The organism is Actinophytocola sp. (genome assembly GCF_036002505.1).
GTDB lineage: Bacteria > Actinomycetota > Actinomycetes > Mycobacteriales > Pseudonocardiaceae > DASYTH01.
Window position 1 is genome coordinate 1 of sequence record NZ_DASYTH010000456.1, and the last position, 2534, is coordinate 2534.

Genomic DNA, 2534 nt, shown 5'->3' on the forward strand with positions numbered 1-2534 from the left:
GTGTCGGTGCGGGTGTCGAAGACGGACACCGACACGACGGGCCAATACCTGTGACGGCTCCCCAGAGGTCGGGTGTTGTTCGCTCGCGTTGCCGTGCGGGTGGTGGCGAGGTGGCAGCCAGACTTACCTGTGGCCGTCGGACGAGGGTTTCGGGTCCGCGACATGATATTGATCGGGTGGCCCCTGCCGGGTGCGGCCGCTCAGTCTGTCTCGGCCGTCCGCGGTCACCGTCCATGGTGGTCGGTGGTGGCGCGGTCTGACAGTGCGTTGGAGGGAGCTGGCCGCGGTGGTGCCCGTCATCGGTGACGGCGGACTGCCGGTCCTCGCCCCGGGTATCCGCGCCGTGGTTCAGCGGGCGACGGTCGTCGGCGCGGCGGGCTGAGCGACGATGGTGAACGCGTCGTCGCCGAGGCCGGTCAGGATGTGGGTGGCGTGCCGGACGATACGGCGGGCTTGGGACCGGCAGGCCCGGTTCGCGTCGTAGCGGTCTTTGACTCCGGTGTCGTAGCCGTAGCCGGGCGCGCAGGCGCGGGCGGAGGTCTTGGCGGCTTCGAACAGCAGCCAGCGCAGCACCTCCGGCCCTTGGCGGGAGAGCCGGCCGGGGCCGCGTTTGCCGTCGGAGGAGTGCACGGTGATGTCCAGGCCGACGAACCGCACCGCCTTGCGTGACGAGGTGAACCGGTCGGCGCCGCCGAGCCAGGCGCACAAGGCGAGCGAGCTGAGCGGGCGGACGCCGTAGATGTCGTGCATCAGCGCGCGGGCGCCTTTGACGCTTCGGGCGGTGGACAGCAGCCGGCGGCGCAGCCGGTCGAGGTGATCGGCGAGCACGTCCATGATGGCTAGGGCGGTGTTGACCTGCAGCCGGCCGGAGATCGACAGTTGCTCGTCGACGATCGCGGCGTAGCCGGGCCCGGTCGCCGCGGACGATGCCGGCCGGCCTTGGCCATCTCCTCGGCTATGTACCGCCAGCCGGTGCAGCCTTCCATCGCGAACGCCACCGGCCCGGCTACCGCTGGGTCGAACCGGGTCAGCCAGTCGGCCAGGTGTTCCCGGTCGGCCGGGGTGCGGTTCACCACGGACTCGCGTTCTCGAACAACACCGCCGAACAAGCCGTCCGGATGGTCAAGTCCAAGACCCGAGTCAGCGGCGGCTTCCGCACCCTCAAAGGCACTCAGATCTTCCTGGCCCGCGGCTACATTTCGACCATCCGTAAAAACGGTCTCCGCGCGGCTACCGAACTGCGCAACGCGCTCCTCGGCAACCCATGGATGCCCCCAACCACCGCAGGACCTGAATAGTCACGCAGCACGAGCCATCCCCATCCATGAAACCGATCCGAATTCAATCCGGTGTAGCCTTTCGTACCGACCGGAGCACGGAATCAACATGCCGGGAAAGGGATCTTTCACGTGAAGGAACAGCTCCGTGGTTCTGCAGTCAAGCTGAGCGCGAGTCGCGGTTTGGTAGTGGGGATCACCGCACCGGAGGCCGTAGCTAAGGAGTGGTTGCGGGGGAAGGGCTTCATCAAGTGATCACACCGCGCAGTGAGGCCGTACCGGAGGCGCCGCCACTGCGAGTCGCGCTTCTGCAGACTGCCCCCCGCCTCGGTGACGTCTCTGGCAACCTCGCTGAGCTGAGTCAGCGGCTTAGCCAGGTCGCGCGGTGCGACCTCGCAGTCGCGCCCGAGCTCGCTACCCATGGCTACCACCTTGGGTCGTTGAGCAACGTTCCGCGGCTGTCGCTGGCCGATCCCGCGCTGGTGGGTCTCGGACGACATGGTCCCGCGGTGGTGGTAGGTCTGGCCGAGTCCGTTCGCCACCACCGATACAACAGCGCTGCGATCATCGATGGTGAACGCGTCGACGTGCAGCGCAAGCTGTACCTGCCGACCTACGGGCCGTGGGAGGAACGCAAGCACTTCCGGCCCGTTGCCAGCACGTCTTGACCTCGAGATCGGCCAGCAGACCGGTCACGAACCCGGCCGCCGTACGGCGCGGCTAGCCCCGAACGAACCGACCCGCGAACGAAGCGCATACCCGGTCCAGAACCCGCTGCCATCCGGCAGCGTCTACGCTGTGACCCGGCGGCCACCGCAAGATCTGAAAGTTTGTCCACAACATGCAGACGATCACGCGGTGACCGCGCTGTGCGTACCGGCCCCGACCAAGATCCCGAACGGCGGCCGCCGTACTAGAGTCAATCGCGGAGAACATCCGCACGTACGAAGTCCGGTTCATTCCCGGACTCCTGCAAACCAAGGGGACGCCGGCTAAGAACGGCCTCCACCTGCGCCTGAAACATCTGGGCGATCAACTGCAAAATTCCTGAGCCATGCCCCCGGCCCCACCTCGGCAGCCAACCAACGCAAAGGCAAACTGGAGTCACCCAATCTGGCGCATTGTTATGCCGAATTGAGTGCACTTCCGTCATGAGCGGGCTGGGTGGCGCTCCAGCGGCGTTGCCGGGCGTCGACGCTGGCCGGTGTAGGCGGCGCACGGGACGAGGATCTGGTCGGTGCGGCGGGACAGCCGGGC

The 2534-nt window shown here is 67.2% G+C and carries 3 protein-coding genes and 1 pseudogene; 3 read left to right on the top strand and 1 reads right to left on the bottom strand.

All coding sequences use genetic code 11. The annotated features are described in order from the left end of the window. Nucleotides 1-348 precede the first annotated feature (348 nt). Nucleotides 349-834 carry a transposase gene (locus tag VGR06_RS40180; RefSeq protein ID WP_327564493.1) on the bottom strand — a complete coding sequence of 162 codons (486 nt, stop codon included), beginning with the start codon at nt 832-834 and terminating at the stop codon, nt 349-351. A 92-nt stretch (nt 835-926) separates the two neighbouring features. Here VGR06_RS40180 and VGR06_RS40185 point away from each other — a divergent pair, with 92 nt between their 5' ends. The 3 genes and pseudogenes from VGR06_RS40185 to VGR06_RS44210 all read left to right on the top strand — a co-directional run. Then, nucleotides 927-1298 (top strand): hypothetical protein, encoded by a 372-nt coding sequence (locus tag VGR06_RS40185; RefSeq protein WP_327564494.1) that lies wholly within the window; start codon nt 927-929, stop codon nt 1296-1298. A 230-nt stretch (nt 1299-1528) separates the two neighbouring features. Then, nucleotides 1529-1945 carry a nitrilase-related carbon-nitrogen hydrolase gene (locus VGR06_RS40190; protein WP_327564495.1) on the top strand — a complete coding sequence of 139 codons (417 nt, stop codon included), beginning with the start codon at nt 1529-1531 and terminating at the stop codon, nt 1943-1945. A 248-nt stretch (nt 1946-2193) separates the two neighbouring features. Next, nucleotides 2194-2328: pseudogene (locus tag VGR06_RS44210) on the top strand (hypothetical protein); the annotation flags it as partial. Between the last annotated feature and the right edge of the window lie 206 nt (nt 2329-2534).